A 14727-nucleotide genomic window follows, 5' to 3' on the forward strand; every position below is an offset into this window, starting at 1 on the left:
GCCGACGGAGAAACTTCGTCGGCGCTGGTCTTTTATACCCGGCCGTAAATATCGTCGAAACGCACGATATCGTCTTCGCCGAGATATTCGCCGCTCTGCACCTCGATCAGAACTAGTGGCAAAATGCCCGGATTTTCCAGACGGTGCTTGAAGCCGCAGGGAATATAGGTCGACTGGTTGTTGGTCAGCAGAATTTCCCGGTCGCCATTGGTCACCTTGGCGGTGCCGGACACGACGATCCAGTGTTCAGAACGGTGATGATGCGCCTGAAGGCTCAGGCGGCGTCCGGGTTTGACCTCAATGCGCTTGATCTTGAAGCCGTCGCCTTCTTCCAGCACGGTATAGGTGCCCCATGGACGATGAGCGGTGCGGTGCAGTTTCGCGGCTTCGTGGCCGTCAGCGCGCAGACGGTTGAAAACCTTGCGTACATCCTGCGCCTTGTCGCGATGGGCGACGAGCAACGCGTCCGGCGTATCGACAACCAGAAGGTCGTGCACGCCGACGAGGCTGACCAGCCGGGTTTCCGACAGAACAAAACTGTTGGTCGTGTCTTCCAAAACGGTTTCCCCGCGCAGACGGTTGCCATCGGCATCGGGATTGATCAGGTCGGCCATGGCAGCCCAGGAACCGATATCCGACCAGCCGCAGGAAACCGGAATGCAGGCAATATTGTCGGCCTTTTCCATGATGGCATAATCGATGGAAATGGCCGGTGTCGCGGCAAACTCGTCCTTTGGAATCTCAATGGTCTTGGTGTCGCCATTGACGCCGCGTCGCGCATTTTCAAGTGACGCCTGCACGCCGTTGAAAATCTCCGGCGCGTGGGCGCGCATCGCTTCCAGCATGGTTCTCGCGGTAAAGCAGAACATACCCGAATTCCAGAAATAGCGTCCGCTCTCGACATAGGCCTTCGCGGTTTCCGCATCGGGCTTTTCGACAAAGCGCAGAACATCCACGCCATCCGCCTCGATATAGCCGAAGCCCGTTTCCGGGTGATCGGGCACAATGCCGAATGTCACGATGCGACCGGCTTCAGCCAGCTGCCGCGCCTTTTGAACCGCTTCCGCAAAGGCGGGTTCGTCTTCGATCAGGTGGTCGGCCGGCATCACCAGAAGCGTGGCGTCCGGGCCGTAGGTTGCGGCGGCATGCATGGCTGCGAGTGCTACCGCAGGCGCGGTATCGCGACCCAGCGGCTCAAGTAGAAACGCATTGTCAGTCTTGGCCGCCTTGGCGTCCGCATAGGCATCGAGCGTCAGAAACAGAAAATCGCGGTTGGTGACGGTCAGGATGTGGTCGACGCCTTCAAGCCGTGCCGCCCGGTTATAGGTCTTGCCGATCAACGTGCTGCCGTCTGGCAGTTCGATGAAGGGCTTCGGGTGGGCATCGCGCGAAAGCGGCCAGAGCCTTGAACCGGAACCGCCGCTGATGATGACAGGAATAAAGCTCATTGCTCAGGCATCCTTTGTTGCGTTGCGGGCGATATCGAGGCCCATGGCCAGAAGTTCAATGGCCTGGTTTTCATTGGCCGCTTCCACATAACAGCGCAGCTCCGGCGCATTGCCGGAAGCGCGATAATGGACGGCATTGCCGGAATGGAAGAACAGTTTGACGCCATCAATGGCTTCAGACCGGATGATCGCATCCGTTGCCGGAAACAGCGTCTTGCGCCCGGCTTCATCCTTGAGGATGGCGAGAAACGCGCCGCTCTTTTCCTGCGGCACATTCTGCAAACGGTCGCTGAGCGCGATGCGAAAGTTGAAAGCCGCGCCGATTTCCGCAAGCGGCTTGCCCTGTTCTTGAATAGCGCTCAGGCAGGCGAGGATTGGCAGAAGCGCGTCGCGGGTCGGCAGTGCGGAAAGCGTGTGGCCATTGCGGGTGCTGTCGCTGCCCAAAAGCACGCCGCCATTGGCTTCGAAGCCGACGATAGTCGTTGACCCCTCCGCTTTGGCGCGCTCCATGCCTTCGATGACATAGGGGGAGCCGACGCGGGTTCTGACAACACGGTCAAAACGCCCGCATTCTTCCAGCGCAGCATTGGAGGTCACCGGCGTGACGATAGTATCCGCGCCGATCCAGCTTGCGGTGATCGCGCCGACGAGATCGCCACGCACGAACTGGCCGCCTGCATCCGCAATCAGTGGCCTGTCCGCATCGCCATCCGTGGAAACGATGGCATCAAGGCGGTTTTCCCCGGCCCACTGGTCGAGAAGCCGGATATCTTCCGGGCGCAACGCTTCGGTATCGACCGGCACAAAAATGTCGGAGCGCCCGAGTGCGAGGGTTTCCGCGCCAAGCTCGGTCAGAATATCCGTTAAAACATCGCGGGCAACAGACGAGTGCTGGTAGACGCCGACGCGCAGGCCCTTGAGGGCGCTGCGCCCCAGATAATCGATATAACGTTTCTCATAGGCGCTGGTCGCTGTGGCGCTTTCCGCGATGTTGCCGGAGTGCCTTGCGGTGAGGTCGGCGGGGAGGGCGGCATAGATCGTGCCAATTGCCTGCTCGTCGGTCTTGTCGATTTCGCCATCGGCCCGATAGAACTTCAAACCATTGCGATCATCTGGGATATGGCTTCCCGTCACCATGATGGAAGGCGCTTGTTTCGCCATGGCGTAGAAGCTGAGCGCAGGGGTGGGCAGCACACCGCAATTCACCGGCGTAAAGCCAGCGTCTTCAATGGCTGCCATGCAAAGGGCGGCAATGTCGGGGCTGGATGGGCGGAGGTCGCGTCCGACGAAAACCTCCGCGCCTTTGTTCAGCTTGCCGCTTTCGGCGAGCATGCGCACGAAGGCGAGCGAATAAGCATAGGCGGGCAAGCCGTTCAGCTCGTTCGCCAATCCCCTGAGACCGCTGGTGCCGAATTTAAGGGAACTGCCACTCATGCCTTCACTCTACCTTCTTGCGAAACTGCACCATCAAGGATGATCAGATATCTTATAACCTTATTTTGATACAGGACCGATCCCTTCAATGGTGCAAGATGTGCATCCTATTGCGGGTGATAATCCTTATAGGCGGGCAAATTCAAGTCGTTAAGGCTATCTGCGTTAACGACCGCCCGCGCGACTGCATCCGCCATGACCGTTGCAGCGATTGCGCCGATGGCGGTCACGTCCGCTTCCACATCCTTGGCCTTGCCGGTCGAGAGTGCGAAAATCGTATCGCCGTCCCACATGGTGTGGATCGGATTGATCGTGCGCGCAAAACCATCATGAGCCATGCCTGCGATCTTCTTCAGTTCCGCCTTGTTGAACGGTACGTTGGTGGCAATCGCGCCGATGGTCGTGTTGGCTCCACCGGATTTGACCACGCCATGGCCTTGCATGATGGCCTGCATCGTATTGCGGAAGCCCTTGCCGTCTTCGCTGCGCGCACCGGCTAGGATCTGGCGCGAGTTTGGCGCGTAAACATCGCCAACCGCATTGACGGCGACGATTGCGCCTACCACGATTTCCGTGCCGGGCACCTTGTAGCTTGCCGTGCCGAGGCCACCCTTCATGGCGAAATCCTTGCCGAACATCTTGCCGACCGTCGCGCCAGCGCCAGCGCCGATATTGCCTTCGCCGGAAGCTTCCGCCTTGGCCGCCTTGCAGGCGAGATAACCGGCTTCCTCATCGGGGCGGATCGAAAAATCGCCGACGCCGAGATCCATCAGGATCGCCGCAGGCACAATAGGCACCACGCCGTTGCCGATCTTGAAGCCCAGCTTGTTTTCTTCCAGATAGCGCATCACGCCGGTTGCGGCGCTAAGCCCGTAGGCGCTGCCGCCGGACAGGAGGATGGCCTGCACCTGCTGCACATAATTGATGGGATCGAGAAGGTCGGTCTCGCGGGTGCCGGGCGCGGAGCCGCGCACATCGACGCCAGCCGAAGCGCCTTCTTCACACAAAAGGACGGTGCAGCCGGTGGGGCGCTTGGTCAGCGTGTGATGGCCAAGCTTGATCCCCGGTACATCCGAAATGCTTCCGCCCATAAGTTCCAGCATGCTCTTTCCTCCCGTGCTCGCTGCCGCTGCCGCGCTAACGACAAAGGGCATTGCTCCCAGCCCCGCAAGCGATTTGCCGAATGTTCTGCGATCCATAAACAGTTTTCTCCTCCATCTGACGCTTCATTCCGAAAGCGCATTCTTTTCGCGCGCGCGCCGCTGGCGCAGCACATCCGCCACGAAGTTGCGCGACAGGGCGTGGTAGAGCGGCTCATTGGAAATAAGCCGCGCCGTACCGTAACCGAGCATTGAGGCGCACATCAGCGGAATGACATTGTTATGATTGCCGGTCATTTCGAGAATGATGACGAAGGCCGTCATTGGCGCCTGAACGACGCCGGCAAAATAACCGGCCATGCCCAGCACGGCAGCCAGGCTTGCGCTGGTGCCGAGCACGAGGCCGATGGTGCTGCCGAGGCCTGCGCCGACCGAGAGCGATGGCGCGAAAATACCGCCCGGAATGCCCGATATCATCGAGAGCAGACCGGCGACGAATTTTTCGACGAAATAGAATGGCGGAAGTGCCGCGCCTTCGACCGCGCCTCGCGCCTGAACATAGCCGGTGCCGAAAGTCGCACCGCCCGAAGCGATGCCGATGATCGCAACCAGTAGCCCGCAAATGCCGGCAAACAACACCGCGTTGCGCAGCGGAACCTTCTGCACATGGCGGCGCACGCGACGTCCGAGATCGAGCGCCAGCGCACTGAAAGCGGCGCCGAACGCCCCGCCGATCACGCCGCAGGCGACGACCAGAATCCAGTCCCTGCCAGTCGTGGCCGTAATCGTCGTCATGCCGAAATAATTATAGTTGCCCACCAGACCGAGCGAGGCGAGACCGGCCAGAATGACCGCCGAAAGCACCAGCCCGTTGGTGCGCGCGGCATAGGCACGCCCCATTTCCTCGATCGCGAAAACAATCCCGGCAAGCGGCGTGTTGAAGGCCGCGGCGATACCCGCAGCCGATCCGGCGAGGATCAATCCGCGCGCCTGTTCCATGCCGCCGATCCGCGCCGATTGCAGCATGATCGATGCGCCGATCTGCACGGTGGGGCCTTCGCGCCCGATGGATGCGCCGCAGAAAAGGCCCACGACGGTGAGCACAATCTTGCCGATGGCAATCCGGATCGAGAGAAGCATCGAGCGATCCTGATGATCGTCGAGATGCCGCGCAGCGATGGCTTGCGGGATACCGCTGCCGCCGGAATTCGGGAACCAGACGATGGAAATCCATGAACAGGCCATGAAGCCTGCCGGGGTGATGACGAGCGGCAGCCAGGCGCGCCAGAAACCGCCTCCAGAACCATCTGTCAGCGCCTTGAACCAGTTCTGCGCAATGTCGGCCGCCTCTGCAAAGCCGACGCTGATAATCCCGATGGCAAGCGCGCCGCACCAGAAAACAAGCCGAGGTCTCCAGAGCCGCGGCGACATCCACATCACTCTGGAACGGCGGATCAACGGGACGCGCTTATACGACTTTCGCATTATCTCCCCCCGGGATGGGTATTATGTCCTATGCGGTCTATCACGCAAATTCTTAGCGGTAACTGAAACTTGTAACCTAAAGGCTTCCCATTTGGTCATAACCGTGTTACCAGCCGGTGCCAATTCAACCAAGTAAACCCTGATTGTCGCTGCTCCCGGACGTATCCCGGAGAGGCGGCTTTTCTTATTCAAAGGAATTGGCAATGGCAAAAATCGTGGAATCGCCCACCGGCGCTCTCGCTCTCACATTTGACGATGTGCTCCTGCAGCCGGGCCATTCCGAAGTCATGCCGGGTCAGGTCGATCTGCGCACCCGGATCGCCAAGGATATCGAACTCAACCTGCCGCTTCTCTCCGCCGCCATGGACACGGTGACGGAATCCCGTCTCGCCATCGCGATGGCGCAGGCAGGCGGCATCGGCGTCATCCACCGCAATCTCACGCCTGAACGTCAGGCCGAAGAAGTTCGTCAGGTCAAGAAGTTCGAATCCGGCATGGTCGTCAACCCGGTCACCATCGGCCCGGATGCAACGCTGGCCGATGCGCAGGCGCTGATGAAGGCGCATGGCATTTCCGGCATTCCGGTCGTTGAAAACGCCACCAAGGGTCCGGGCCGCCTCGTCGGCATCCTGACCAACCGCGACGTGCGTTTCGCTTCCGATCCAGCCCAGAAGATCTACGAACTGATGACCCGCGAAAACCTCATCACGGTTCGCGAAAACGTCAATCAGGAAGAAGCCAAGCGTCTTCTCCACGCCCACCGCATCGAAAAGCTGCTCGTCGTTGACGACAAGGGCCGTTGCGTAGGCTTGATCACCGTCAAGGATATCGAAAAGTCGCAGCTCAACCCGAATGCCGCCAAGGATGCGCAGGGCCGTCTGCGTGCCGCTGCCGCCACGAGCGTTGGCGAAGACGGTTATGAACGCGCCGAACGCCTGATCGAAGCAGGCGTCGATCTTCTGGTTGTCGATACGGCGCATGGTCATTCGCAGCGCGTTCTCGATGCCGTCGCACGCATCAAGAAGGCCTATCCGAATGTCGCCATTCTGGCTGGCAATGTCGCCACCGCAGGCGGTACGCAGGCATTGATCGATTCCGGTGCGGATGCCGTCAAGGTCGGTATCGGACCGGGCTCGATCTGCACCACGCGTATCGTTGCAGGTGTTGGCGTGCCGCAGCTTTCGGCCATCATGTCGGCGGTGGAAGCAGCCCACAAGCAGAACATTCCGGTCATCGCCGATGGCGGCATCAAGTTCTCGGGCGATTTCGCCAAGGCGCTTGCTGCCGGTGCTGTCGCTGCCATGGCTGGTTCGCTTCTGGCCGGTACGGAAGAAAGCCCGGGCGAGGTCTATCTGCATCAGGGTCGTTCGTTCAAATCCTATCGCGGTATGGGTTCGGTTGGCGCTATGGCGCGCGGTTCGGCAGACCGTTACTTCCAGGCGGAAGTGCGTGACGAGCTGAAGCTCGTGCCGGAAGGCATCGAAGGTCAGGTCGCTTACAAGGGGCCGATCTCGGCAGTGCTGCATCAGCTTGCTGGCGGCTTGCGCGCCTCGATGGGCTATGTCGGCGCCAAGACGCTGGAAGAGTTCCGCGAAAAGGCAACCTTCGTGCGCATTTCCAATGCGGGCCTGCGTGAAAGCCATTCGCATGGCGTCGCCATCACCCGTGAAAGCCCGAACTATCCGGGCGGCATGTAAGGCAAACTCGCTTCAATTGAAGCGCATGAAAGCCGGAGCCTCGCGCTCCGGCTTTTGTTTTGATTTGGCGATTGCCTTTTGCCTGTAAGGAAGGCTATGCCGTGACAGTTAGTTAGTAAGGAGAAGCAATGCGGCTTGGTGGACGCCTGCAGGCGGCAATCGAGGTTCTGGGCGATATCGAAGCGGGCAAACGTCCGGCTTCCGATGTGCTGAAGGACTGGGGTTCCGCTCATCGTTTCGCAGGCGCGGGCGACCGCGCGGTGATCGGCAACATCGTCTATGACGCATTGCGCCGTAAGCTCTCTATCGCATGGCGCATGGACGCCGACGATGCGCGCGCGCTGGCCTTTGGCGCTTTGCTTGCCGATGGCGGCATGGATATTGCAGCCATCGACGCGGCACTCGATGGCGACAAGTTTGCGCCCGAAACGCTGGAACAGGCACGCCGTATCGCATGGGAAAGCCGTGATAGCACTGCCGCACCGGATTATGTTCAGGCCGACGTGCCGGAATGGTGCGCCGCTTCGCTTCGCGAGCTTTTCGGTGAACGCTGGGTCGAGGAAGGCAAGGCGCTTGCCACGCGTCCGCCGGTCGATCTGCGCGTCAACAGCCTGAAAGCGAAGCCTGAGCAGACGCTCGCAGCCCTAGAAAAGGCTGGCGCGGCTCCCGCACCATTTCTGGCGCAGGCATTGCGCATTCCGCCGATCAAAGCACTGGGTCGTCATCCGAATGTGCAGGGCGAACAGGCCTTTCTCGATGGCTGGTTCGAAGTGCAGGATCTGGGCTCGCAGCTCGCCGCACTTTTTGCCGGAGCCAAACCCGGCGAGCAGGTTCTCGATTATTGCGCCGGTGCGGGCGGCAAGACGCTGGCCTTGGCAGCAGCCATGCAGAACAAGGGTCAGGTGCACGCCTATGATGCGGAGCGTGCGCGCCTATCGCCCATGCATGAGCGCTTGCAGCGCGCTGGCGTGCGGAACACGCAGGTGCATGGCAATCTGGATGCGCTCGACCCGCTCACGGGCCATATGGACCTCGTGCTGACCGATGCGCCTTGCACCGGCTCCGGCACATGGCGGCGCAGGCCGGACGCGAAATGGCGTCTCAACGACCAGCAGCTCGAACGCCGGGTTCAGGACCAGCAAGAAGTGCTCGAATCGGCCAAGCATTATGTGAAGCCGGGCGGGCGTCTGGCCTATGTCACCTGTTCACTGTTTGCAGAAGAAAACACGCGGCAGGTCGCGCGCTTTCTGGCCGACAATCCCGATTTCACGGAAATGTCTGCGCAAGCGCTGTGGCAGTCTGTCGTGACGGATGCCGATGGCGCGGAACCGGTGTTTCCATCGCATGGCAGTGTGTTTTCCCCATTGTCCACCGGCACGGACGGGTTTTATGTAAGTGTCATGAAGAAAGCGAATTAAGACAACGGGGAATAAATGTCAGCGCATCGCATAGCCGAACCGGATTTCAAGGAACGCGTCGAGGAAAGTTTCGGGCGGCAGGCCGCCATGAAACTGATCGGCGCAGAGCTGACGCGATGCGAACCCGGTATTGTCGAAGTGGAAATGCCGTTCCGCGAGGAACTCACGCAGCAGCATGGCATTCTGCATGCGGGCATGATTTCTGCGGCGCTCGATTCTGCCTGCGGCTATGCAGCACTGACGCTGATGCCCGCCGAGGCTGCGGTGCTGACCATCGAATTCAAGGTCAATCTGCTTGCGCCCGGCAAGGGCGAACGCTTCTTGTTTCGCGGCGAGGTTACCAAGCCCGGCCGCACGATCATGGTCAGCGACGGGCAGGCTTTTGCCGTAACCGATACGGAAGTTCGTCTCATCGCCACAATGACCGGCACGATGATGGTCGTGCAGGATCGCAAAGGTTTGCAAGGATAGGGCTACAGGGATGTTGAAGACCGTTGCCGGACAACGCCTGCTTTATGTCATGGCTGCCGACGCCGAATATGGGCGTCATCTGGCCAAGCTCTTCGATCCGCTGATGATCGGCGTCGGCCCGGTTGAGGCGGCGATCAACCTCTCCCGCGCATTGTTCCGCATGGAACGCGATTGCGAGCAGCCCGATCTGGTGGTCTCGCTCGGCTCGGCCGGTTCCGCGAAACTGCCGCAGGCCGAAGTTTTTCAGGTTTCCTCGGTTTCCTATCGCGACATGGATGCTTCGCCGCTCGGTTTCGAGAAGGGACTGACGCCGTTTCTCGATCTGCCGAAGATGATCAAGCTGCCATATCAGGTGGAAGGCCTTGCCAGCGCCACGCTATCAACTGGCGCCAATGTGGTGTCCGGCAAGGTCTATGAGACGATCGATGCGGATATGGTGGACATGGAAACATTCGCCTGCTTGCGCGCCTGCCAGATTCATGGCGTGCCCTTATACGGTTTGCGCGGCATTTCCGACGGTGCGGACGAGCTGCATCATGTCGGCGACTGGACGCAATATCTGCATGTCATCGACGAGAAAATGGCAGTTGCGGTGGAACAACTGGAAGCGGCTGTTGCCGGTGGACTTTTGCCACCTCCTGACAATGGTGTGTCAGGATAGGCCTCATTCCTGTCACTGCGCTGTTGAGGGAGGCGCATATAATCCGTATATGCCCACCACATAAACATTGCATCCTCACCACTTTTTAAATAGATGCTGCACATGAGCACCACGGCACATCCTGACACAATCCTGATCATCGACTTTGGCAGCCAGGTCACGCAGCTGATTGCGCGACGTGTACGCGAAGCCAATGTCTATTGCGAAATCGTCCCGTTCCAGTCTGCGGAAGAGGCATTCCAGCGGTTGAAGCCGAAAGGCGTCATCCTCTCGGGCAGCCCCCATTCGACGACCGACATCGGCTCGCCGCGCGCGCCGCAGGCGGTCTTCGACCAGGGCATTCCGGTTCTTGGCATCTGCTACGGCGAACAGACCATGTGCGCCCAGCTGGGCGGCAAGGTTGAAAGCGGCCATGACCGCGAATTCGGTCGCGCCTTCCTCGACGTGCAGGAAGACAGCCCGCTTTTCGCCGGCATCTGGGCCAAGGGCACCCGCCATCAGGTCTGGATGAGCCATGGTGACCGCGTCACCTCGCTTCCTGATGGTTTCACCATCATCGGCACCTCGCCGAATGCACCTTTCGCGGCCATCGCCGACGAAAAGCGCAAATATTACGGCGTGCAGTTCCATCCGGAAGTCGTGCATACGCCGGATGGCGCGAAGCTGTTGCAGAATTTCGTTCATCGGATCGTCGGCGTAAAGCCGGGCTGGACGATGGGCGCCTATCGCGAACAGGCCGTCGAGGCAATCCGCAAGCAGGTTGGCAGCGGCAAGGTTATCTGCGCGCTTTCCGGCGGTGTGGATTCGTCTGTTGCAGCGCTTCTGGCGCATGAAGCCATCGGCGACCAGCTGACCTGCATTCTCGTCGATCATGGTCTGATGCGCAAAAACGAAGCGCAACAGGTCGTGGAAATGTTCCGCGAACATTATAACCTGCCGCTGATCCTCGTGGACGCAGCCGACCGTTTCATCGGTGAGCTGGAAGGCGAAAGCGATCCGGAAAAGAAGCGCAAGACGATTGGCCGTCTCTTCATTGAAGTGTTCGAAGAAGAAGCCAAGAAGCTCGGCGGCGCGGATTTCCTCGTGCAGGGCACGCTTTATCCGGACGTCATCGAAAGCGTTTCCTTTACCGGCGGTCCTTCGGTCACGATCAAGTCGCACCACAATGTGGGTGGCCTGCCCGAGCGCATGAAGATGCAGCTCGTCGAGCCGCTGCGCGAATTGTTCAAGGACGAAGTGCGTATGCTCGGCAAGGAACTCGGCCTGCCGGACAGCTTCATCGGCCGTCACCCGTTCCCGGGTCCGGGCCTTGCCATCCGCTGCCCGGGCGGCATTACCCGCGACAAGCTGGAAATCCTGCGCGAAGCCGATGCGATCTATCTCGACGAAATCCGCAAGGCTGGCCTCTACGATGCCATCTGGCAGGCTTTCGCCGTTCTGCTGCCGGTTCAGACCGTTGGCGTGATGGGCGATGGCCGCACCTACGAATTCGTCTGCGCACTGCGCGCGGTGACCTCGGTCGACGGCATGACGGCTGATTTCTACCACTACGACATGAACTTCCTTGGCAATGCGGCCACCCGCATCATCAATGAAGTCCGCGGCATCAACCGCGTCGTCTACGACGTGACCTCGAAGCCGCCCGGCACCATTGAGTGGGAATAATTTGGCGTCTGGTAAAGACCAGCACCAAAGAGCATGAAATAGCAGCTAAGCCCGCGTAATTGCGGGCTTTTTTGTTTTTTGGTGCTGCATTGTCTGGCACTGTTTAGCACGTCCAAGAAGAAATTTTTCATGGCATGAAAAATGGTATTTCGCAGCCCGATGCCATGCTATCAGCAAAATACCATGACGACCAAATCCCTGGCATCATGGTATTGAAATTGACTAACACGCTGATATTAAACGAGATAAACGCTCTAATTTGCCGGTTTTCAATCATGGTATTTTCAGAGCGTTGAAAGGCCGTGTCGTGCTGACCGATACCAAGTTGCGCAACCTGAAACCGCAAGCCTCGCTCTACAAAGTGAATGACCGTGACGGGCTCTATGTTGCTGTAACTCCTGCGGGTTCAATCTCTTTTCGCTACAACTACGCTATCCACGGACGGCAGGAGACGGTCACTTTCGGGCGCTATGGCGCGAGCGGTATCACGCTGGCCGAGGCCAGAGAGCGGCTGAACGAAGCGAAGAAACTCATCGCGGCCGGGAAATCTCCGGCCAAAGAGAAAGCGCGAGATAAAGCACGTTTGCGCGGATCTGAGAGCTTTGCGGAATGGGCCGAGAAATGGCTACGCGGCTATCAGATGGCAGAATCGACGCGTGATATGCGCCGTTCGGTCTTTGAGCGCGATCTTAAGTCCAAATTCGGGAGCTGGAAGCTCGCAGAAATTACCCATGAAGACCTACGCAACCATCTCGATGCGATTGTAGAACGGGGAGCACCGGCGACAGCAGTCCACGCCCGCGAGGTTGTATCTCAGGTGTTCCGGTGGGCTATCGAGCGCGGCCAGAAAGTCGAGAACCCGGCCGATTTGGTTCGCCCAAATAGCATCGCCAAATTTGAGCCGAGGGACCGCGCACTAACACCGGAAGAGATCGGGCTGATGTACCAGTATCTTGAGCGGGTTGCGACGGGACCATCGTTCCGCGCTGCCGCCAAGCTTCTGCTGCTGACGATGGTGCGCAAAAGCGAGCTGACCAATGCCAACTGGAGCGAAATCAGCTTCAGTGATGCGCTTTGGACCATTCCCAAAGAACGCATGAAGCGCCGCAATCCGCATCTGGTTTTCCTTTCGCGGCAAGCGCTGGACATTTTCATTGCGCTTAAGACGTTCGCAGGTGGCTCCGATTACGTCTTGCCATCTCGATATGACACTGACGCCCCCATGAGCAGCGCCACGCTAAACCAAGTGCTTACGCTTACCTATAAGGCCGCACAGAAGGACGGAAAGCGGCTAGCAAAGTTTGGCCCTCACGACCTGCGCCGCACCGCCAGCACGTTGCTGCATGAGGCGGGTTACAACACGGATTGGATTGAAAAGTGTCTTGCTCACGAGCAGCGCGGCGTTCGTGCCGTTTACAACAAGGCTGAGTATCGGGAGCAGCGCACCGAAATGATGCAGGATTGGGCCGACATGATTGATGAATGGACAAGTAAAAATCGGAGCTGATCAGCAGCCGTGATTTGCTCATTCTGACAAATAACCCGCAATTTTCTCGCCGCATGGCTGACTCTAGGCGGCATTTTCGTGTCCGTAAAACCCCCGTTTTCCGGACAGTGGATAACTTTTGCACGCCTAAAATTAATCACCAATCAAAACAAATGCATGCATCGTTTTTTCTGTCCGGAAACTGACGTTTTACGGACAGAAGACATTGAAATAATTAGATAATTTTTGATGAAATGCCTGGCTTGTCCGGGCAGATGCGAGCAATAATCGAACCTCAAATATACGCATACGAGGTATTCGAAATGAAAAAGGTAAACAGAAACGGAGAAAAGACGCTTATTAATCGCAAGACCCTCCTCGATATAGTACCGCTATCCGACAGAACTATTTACAACATGGAGAAGCGCGGAGATTTTCCGCGTAGAATTGCTCTCACAAGCCGTAATGTTGTTTGGGTTTTAAGCGAGGTCGAGCAGTGGATCGAAGCTCGTAGAAATTCTGGTGCGCAAGCTCCCCGTCCGGGAATGGGAGTGTGATGCATGGCAATCAAGCCCGAAGGGCTTCGCCAGATTGATGCCTCGACTCTAATAGGCCGAATTGAGAGCGCTCGCCGTGCCAACGCGGCGCGCGGGCAATCCATTTCGCAGGGCGCTGAGGGAGCAGGCCAGCATGAGTTTGATAGTCACGCGACTATAAATTCTTCCAACATATCGACCGTTCATGAGCAGATGGCGCGGCTTAAAGAGCGTGACAAGGCGCTCTCTCTTGTTCGAAACGCACCAAAAGGTGACGATCAGGCTGACTTTTTTGTGCCTGGCTTATTTGATGTTGGCGGACGCGATAATCGTTCAATTATGGACGTAGCGCCATTTCGCCTTTCAAAGCGCGATAAGCGTGCAGGGGAGGTTATCCGCCATGAATTGCCAGACGGCTATGTTGAAGTAAAATCTGGTCCCGACGGAATGGCGTCCGTATGGGATTACGACATCGTTTTGATGACAATTTCTCATCTCACCGAAGCCGTGAACCGCTGGCGCGACTGTAAGGGTGAAAAGCCTTCCCGCACCTTCACGCCGCACGTTTCCGACATTCTGAAATTTGCCAGAAGGGGCGACGGAAGCCGTCAGGTTGAGGAACTGGAGGCCGCGTTAGACAGGCTTAAAGGGACTACCATCAAAACCGTTCGTGACCGTCAAACCAGTGACGGAAAAACTATGCGGGAGGTTGAAGCCGAAGGACTTATCAGCAGCTATCGGGTTGTGTCCCGGACGGACACTAAGAAGCTTAGTATCGTTGAGATCGAAGCTCCTAAGTGGATCTATCGCGAGATTGTAGAGGGTAAAAGCCCAGACGTGCTAACCGTTCACCCCGATTATTTTCTGATAGATCCGGGCATAGGCCGGTTCTTGTACAGGTTGGCTCGGCGGGCCGCAGGAAGGCGAAATGCTAAGTGGTCGTTCCGCACGCTATATGCGCGCAGTGGCAGCACCGGTAAGTTTAAGGATTTTTCTCGTCATCTCCGAAAAGTGATAGCTGCCAATGATTTACCTGAGTATCTCCTTCGTGAGGAGCCGGGGAAAAGCGGACCACAGGTCGTAATGATTTATCGTGAAATGCCCGACACCCAGCCGCCAAGCAGGAACGAGGGTGGTTAATAGACGGAAGATAACTGCGATTGATGTTCAGGTAGAGTTGATGACGGTCCTTCGGGGCCGTTTTGCATTTGGAAAAGATTATCAGTTTAAGTGGAGAGCGGTCTGTGGATAGTCCGTCTATTAACCACCCTGCCTCCGTCTATTAACCACCGAAACCCGTCTATTAGCCACCCGATGCCGTCTATT

At 58.1% G+C, this 14727-nt stretch carries 12 protein-coding genes; 8 read left to right on the top strand and 4 right to left on the bottom strand.

Features of this window, described 5'->3' with window-relative positions:
* Positions 1–32: 32 nt before the first annotated feature.
* From FHW03_RS15035 to FHW03_RS15050, 4 genes are all read right to left on the bottom strand, one after another.
* On the bottom strand, positions 33–1448 hold the full coding sequence (locus tag FHW03_RS15035; protein WP_182521352.1) for a mannose-1-phosphate guanylyltransferase/mannose-6-phosphate isomerase: 1416 nt from the start codon (positions 1446–1448) through the stop codon (positions 33–35).
* A gap of 3 nt (positions 1449–1451) precedes the next feature.
* On the bottom strand, positions 1452–2882 hold the full coding sequence (locus FHW03_RS15040) for a phosphomannomutase (protein ID WP_182521353.1): 1431 nt from the start codon (positions 2880–2882) through the stop codon (positions 1452–1454).
* A 107-nt stretch (positions 2883–2989) separates the two neighbouring features.
* Positions 2990–4081 carry a P1 family peptidase gene (locus FHW03_RS15045; protein WP_078338163.1) on the bottom strand — a complete coding sequence of 364 codons (1092 nt, stop codon included), beginning with the start codon at positions 4079–4081 and terminating at the stop codon, positions 2990–2992.
* A gap of 27 nt (positions 4082–4108) precedes the next feature.
* The gene (locus tag FHW03_RS15050) at positions 4109–5467 is read right to left on the bottom strand and encodes a chloride channel protein (RefSeq protein WP_182521354.1); all 1359 of its coding nucleotides are present in this window, start codon (positions 5465–5467) and stop codon (positions 4109–4111) included.
* 203 nt (positions 5468–5670) lie between these two features.
* On the opposite strand from FHW03_RS15050, the gene guaB reads away from it, so the two are divergent.
* The 8 genes from guaB (at position 5671) to FHW03_RS15090 (ending at position 14541) form a co-directional block, all read left to right on the top strand.
* Positions 5671–7164 carry an IMP dehydrogenase gene (gene guaB / locus FHW03_RS15055; protein WP_182521355.1) on the top strand — a complete coding sequence of 498 codons (1494 nt, stop codon included), beginning with the start codon at positions 5671–5673 and terminating at the stop codon, positions 7162–7164.
* A 128-nt stretch (positions 7165–7292) separates the two neighbouring features.
* Positions 7293–8582, top strand: coding sequence for an RsmB/NOP family class I SAM-dependent RNA methyltransferase (locus FHW03_RS15060; RefSeq protein WP_182521356.1), 1290 nt, complete (start codon positions 7293–7295; stop codon positions 8580–8582).
* Between the two features lie 15 nt (positions 8583–8597).
* On the top strand, positions 8598–9053 hold the full coding sequence (locus FHW03_RS15065; protein ID WP_078338159.1) for a PaaI family thioesterase: 456 nt from the start codon (positions 8598–8600) through the stop codon (positions 9051–9053).
* A 10-nt stretch (positions 9054–9063) separates the two neighbouring features.
* On the top strand, positions 9064–9714 hold the full coding sequence (locus tag FHW03_RS15070; RefSeq protein WP_182521357.1) for a 5'-methylthioadenosine/S-adenosylhomocysteine nucleosidase: 651 nt from the start codon (positions 9064–9066) through the stop codon (positions 9712–9714).
* A gap of 102 nt (positions 9715–9816) precedes the next feature.
* Positions 9817–11379: a glutamine-hydrolyzing GMP synthase gene (gene guaA, locus FHW03_RS15075; protein ID WP_078338405.1), complete on the top strand. Its 1563-nt coding sequence runs from the start codon at positions 9817–9819 to the stop codon at positions 11377–11379.
* Between the two features lie 307 nt (positions 11380–11686).
* Positions 11687–12886: a site-specific integrase gene (locus FHW03_RS15080; protein WP_182521358.1), complete on the top strand. Its 1200-nt coding sequence runs from the start codon at positions 11687–11689 to the stop codon at positions 12884–12886.
* Positions 12887–13188: 302 nt separating this feature from the next.
* Entirely contained in the window at positions 13189–13422 is a 234-nt protein-coding gene (locus FHW03_RS15085; RefSeq protein ID WP_182521359.1) for an AlpA family phage regulatory protein, read from the top strand.
* Positions 13423–13425: 3 nt separating this feature from the next.
* On the top strand, positions 13426–14541 hold the full coding sequence (locus FHW03_RS15090; protein ID WP_182521360.1) for a replication initiator protein A: 1116 nt from the start codon (positions 13426–13428) through the stop codon (positions 14539–14541).
* Positions 14542–14727: the final 186 nt, after the last annotated feature.

Source organism: Ochrobactrum sp. RH2CCR150 (assembly GCA_014138095.1).
Lineage (GTDB): Bacteria > Pseudomonadota > Alphaproteobacteria > Rhizobiales > Rhizobiaceae > Brucella > Brucella gambitense.